General features: G+C 62.3%; 5 protein-coding genes. 2 read left to right on the top strand and 3 right to left on the bottom strand.

All coding sequences use genetic code 11. The annotated features are described in order from the left end of the window. Positions 1-456 (top strand): flagellar biosynthetic protein FliR (locus tag EOA22_RS26890; protein ID WP_206521338.1); only part of this gene is annotated, 456 nt, incomplete at its 5' end. 2 nt (positions 457-458) lie between these two features. Beyond that, on the top strand, positions 459-842 hold the full coding sequence (locus EOA22_RS26885; RefSeq protein ID WP_063168930.1) for a hypothetical protein: 384 nt from the start codon (positions 459-461) through the stop codon (positions 840-842). A gap of 185 nt (positions 843-1027) precedes the next feature. Here EOA22_RS26885 and EOA22_RS26880 read toward each other — a convergent pair whose 3' ends face one another. The 3 genes from EOA22_RS26880 to EOA22_RS38220 form a co-directional block, all read right to left on the bottom strand. Continuing rightward, positions 1028-1723 carry a response regulator transcription factor gene (locus EOA22_RS26880; protein WP_127390338.1) on the bottom strand — a complete coding sequence of 232 codons (696 nt, stop codon included), beginning with the start codon at positions 1721-1723 and terminating at the stop codon, positions 1028-1030. Beyond that, positions 1720-3168 carry a HAMP domain-containing sensor histidine kinase gene (locus EOA22_RS26875; RefSeq protein ID WP_063168931.1) on the bottom strand — a complete coding sequence of 483 codons (1449 nt, stop codon included), beginning with the start codon at positions 3166-3168 and terminating at the stop codon, positions 1720-1722. Before EOA22_RS26875 ends, EOA22_RS26880 begins: the two co-directional genes overlap by 4 nt. A 160-nt stretch (positions 3169-3328) precedes the next feature. Then, positions 3329-3775, bottom strand: a 447-nt coding sequence (locus EOA22_RS38220) for a hypothetical protein (RefSeq protein ID WP_206521337.1), incomplete at its 5' end; no start/stop codon positions are given.

Genomic DNA, 3775 nt, shown 5'->3' with positions numbered 1-3775 from the left:
GCCATCGCCATGCTGGTCGGTTATGGCGGCACCGGCGGACCGGCGATCGAGGAGCCCGAACCCCAGGCAGCCCTTGCCGCCATCATCTCGTTCTCGGCGCTGTTGATGCTGTTCGTGTTCGATTTCGACCACGAGATAATACGCGCGCTGGTTTCCTCCTACACGGTCGCGCCGGTCAACATCTTCTTCAACCCGCAGGCAGCCCTCGTCGATGTCACCGACACGGTGTCGGACACCTTCTTCCTGGTCATCCGCCTCGGCAGCCCGTTCGTCGCCTATGCCATTCTCGTCAATCTGACGATCGGCTTCGTCAACAAGCTGACCCCGCAGATCCCGATCTATTTCATCTCCCAGCCCTTCATCATCGCCGGCGGCATGATCATCTTCTATTTCGCCGTCGGCACCATGCTGTCGCTGTTCGTCGACGGCTTCGTCGACCTGACGCTGGCGAGATGACCATGAGCACGCGCAAGGACCGCCTGAAGAAACTGGTCAAGGTGCAGGAACAGCTGAAGGCGCTGCACGAAACCCGCCACGCCACCTTCCTTGCCGCGGCCAGTGCCGCCGAGGCTGAAGCCAGGGAACTGGTCGGCCATTTCGACCAGGCCGATTCGCTTTCCGCCCTGTTCCCCGATCTCTACCACCGCCGCATCGCCCAAGCGGTCGTGCGCCAGGAGGCGAACCTGGCAAGCGCGAAGCAAGAAGCCGGCCTCATCGCCGCCGCGACCGCCCGCACCAACATGGTTGAGCGTGCCTACAAGGACGTGCGCAACCGCGACGAGCGCGAACGCTCCGACCGCGAGCGGCTCGACATCATCGCGCAGAAGCAGGGCGAGGAGTAAGCTGAGGGTGTTCCGCTATGGGCCAACGGTGAGCGTCATTGACCAGGTTGCGAATGGCGGCAATCTCGGTCTTAGGGGCGGGCATGGTGGCTTCCTGAGAGCGGACATTGCAGGCTGCACATCGAGGTCCTGCCGCGCCATGACCAGTCGATGCTTCGGTCTGGAAGCAGCCGTTGAGCAGACGTTCATTGCACGGCGGCGGCCGCGGTGAAGATGTAGCCAACGCCATAGACGACCTTGATCGGCGCGGGCAAGCTGATGTGCTCCTCCAGTTTGCGGCGTAGCCGGCTGACGACTGCGTCGAGATGCCTGTTGTCGAAGTTCGACCTGGGACGGGCGACAAGCTCCACCAGATCCTCGCGCTGGCAGATTTCGCCGCTACGGTTGCAGAGCACGTTCATGAAGGCGAACTCGGCCGCCGTCAGTTTAAGCGAACGGTGATTGGGCGCGATCAGCATCCAGTTCGTGCCGTCCAGCACCCACCGATCGCTGCTGCCGTTGGCAGAGTCGGGCGGGGCTCCCGTCCGTCGCAGCAGGCTGCGAATTGCGGCGTCGATCTCGCGCAGCGTGCTGTGCTTGACCAGGTAGATGTCGGCGCCGCTCTCAAAGCCACGGATACGGTCGTCGCTGTCACCGAGCGCCGTCAGCATGATGATGCCGCAGGCATGTGATTTGCGGATTTCGGTTGCCAGATCGAACCCGTTCCCATCGGGCAGCCCGGCATCGAGGATGATGACAGCGGGCGAGCTGCCGTTGGCCAGCGTCTGGCGCAATTCCCCTGCCGTGGCGACGCCTTCGGCCGTGAAGCCCGTCAGTTCCAGGAAATCCGCCAGATCCTTGCGCAGCCGGGGCTCGTCCTCGACGATCAGAATATGCGTCATGCGGTCAGTTCCTCGGGCGAAAGTCGATCCGTTGCCTCGCCTGCCAGAGGCAGGCTGACGATGGACGTAATGCCCTGGTCGTCGTTGGCGAGCAACTGCAGCTTGCCGCCGTGATAGGCCAGCAATTTGCGCGAAGAATAGAGGCCGAGACCGGTTCCGGTTACCGCCATCGTATTGGAGGCCCGGAAAAAGCGCCTGCCGATCTTGTGAAGCTCAGCCTGTGGAATGCCGATGCCACGGTCACGCACCCGAATGACCGCACTTCGACCTTCGCTGCGCACATCGATATCCACTGGCTGGTCCTCCGACGAATATTTGAGCGCATTGTCGATGAGGTTGATCAGGACCGTCGCCAGCATCTCGGGATCGGCGACAAGCGAAACGGCGTCGTCATCCGCCGTAAAGATCAGGCGCTCGCCGCGCCCGGTCATCCCGAAATGCAGCCGCACATCGGCAATAAGCAAACCGACGCGTATCATCTCCGGCTGAAACCCGCTGTCGCGATCATTGGCCATGAAGCGGTCGATCAGGGAAAACAGGCGATCGAGCGCCTCGCCAATGCCGGCAATCCGTTCTCGTGTCGCTTCGGGCGACTTGTGGCCGACAAGGCCGATCATGTCGGCCGCGTTGCGGATGATGGCGAGCGGGGTGCGAAACTCGTGGCTGACGACGCGCATGAAGTCCGCCTGCTCGTCGCGAAGCACACGTTCGGCCGCCAGGCTCGCGTTCAACCGGCTTTCCAGCCGTCGTCGTTCCCGTACCTCCCGCGACAGGGCGATATTTTTCTCCAGCAGCGCAGAGGACAGCCGCGAACTGACCATGAACAGCAGGCAGCCGAAAAAGGCGATCAGGAACAGCGCGCCCTGCAGCAGATACCAGGCGTTGCGGTCGGCCAGAACTGAGGCGCCTTGAAAATCGACCGGCAGCCGGTATTCGATGATGCTCTGGAGAACGCTAGCCGCGATATACTCGGCAAGCACACCGATCGTGATCCAGCGCAGGAGGGTTGGTTGCGTCCGGTCCCGCATCAGCCCAAGACACATCACCGACATCATCACGACCGTAAAGAAGGTCGATGCGTGAATGCGTATAGCAATGTCGCCTGGATCAATCGCGAGGGCGGCACTCCATGCGACAATTTGGAAAATCAGCAGTGAAATGCTGATCCAGGTATAGCGTGGCTGTCCCAGAAAGCGCGCCAGACCCTCGGCCAGCAACACCAGGCCTAGCTTGATGATCGTGTTGTGGAGCACGATGGCCCAGGCCGCCGGCTGCTCCCCACGCAGGAGAATCAGCAGCACCCCCGCCGCGATAGCGACGAAGCCGGCCGCAAGAAACTTCAACTCATAGAGGCGGCGCCACGCCAGCCACACAAACAACCAGGTGACGGCCTGCAGGCTTGCGGTTGCAAACGTAACAACCAGAACGGTCTTCAGATCAAGCATGGTCGAGTATTCGCACGGGGTTCCCCTGCCGCACCCCCCGATGCGCCAAATGTTGAATCTCGCAGGAGTTGTGCGGGGAGGCAAGCGCGATCCGCCCGTGCAAGAATTGGTCAGAATTCAATAGAATTGATCGGTGGAATTGTCGGGAGAGGACGTTTTATCATCGGCCGCGATCGTCTTGGTGGTTTCGCCGGGCGGATTGTGAGGAAGCAGTCGGGGCGATGTGCGTGGCGGACGCACGCGACCCGACGCAGCGGCAAGCGATGATTTTCGCGGGACGCCCGGCGATCGGGCCGGCCGCGGAATCGTTGCTTGCGGCACACGGGGGGAATTCCATGACAATTCGCGATCGTCGCTCGCTCATATCCCGCTTGTACTTTTGTGCTCCACGGCGCTCGCGGGGTCGTTGCTGCTGCCAGTCATCCTGACGGCGCCGGCGCATGCACAGGCTCTTTATGGTGCGACCGGAGGCAGGGGCGGTGATGGTGACGTAGACAGCAACGGCGGCGATGGTGGCGATGCAGGTGACGCCGGCGTCGCGGGCAACGGTCCGGATGCAGGGACCGGTGGGGCGGCCGGCACGCAGGCCATTCCAGACGGTGGAAAT

Source organism: Mesorhizobium sp. M7A.F.Ca.US.014.04.1.1 (assembly GCF_003998745.1).
GTDB classification, from domain to species: domain Bacteria; phylum Pseudomonadota; class Alphaproteobacteria; order Rhizobiales; family Rhizobiaceae; genus Mesorhizobium; species Mesorhizobium ciceri.
Note: the sequence above shows the minus strand (reverse complement) of the source record. Positions and strands in the feature narration are given on the sequence as shown.

Bases quoted from the DNA above. Each gene is read 5' to 3' on its own strand.
- EOA22_RS26885 (WP_063168930.1), top strand. From the start codon at position 459: ATGAGCACGCGCAAGGACCGCCTGAAGAAACTGGTCAAGGTGCAGGAA.
- EOA22_RS26880 (WP_127390338.1), bottom strand. From the start codon at position 1,723: ATGACGCATATTCTGATCGTCGAGGACGAGCCCCGGCTGCGCAAGGAT.
- EOA22_RS26875 (WP_063168931.1), bottom strand. From the start codon at position 3,168: ATGCTTGATCTGAAGACCGTTCTGGTTGTTACGTTTGCAACCGCAAGC.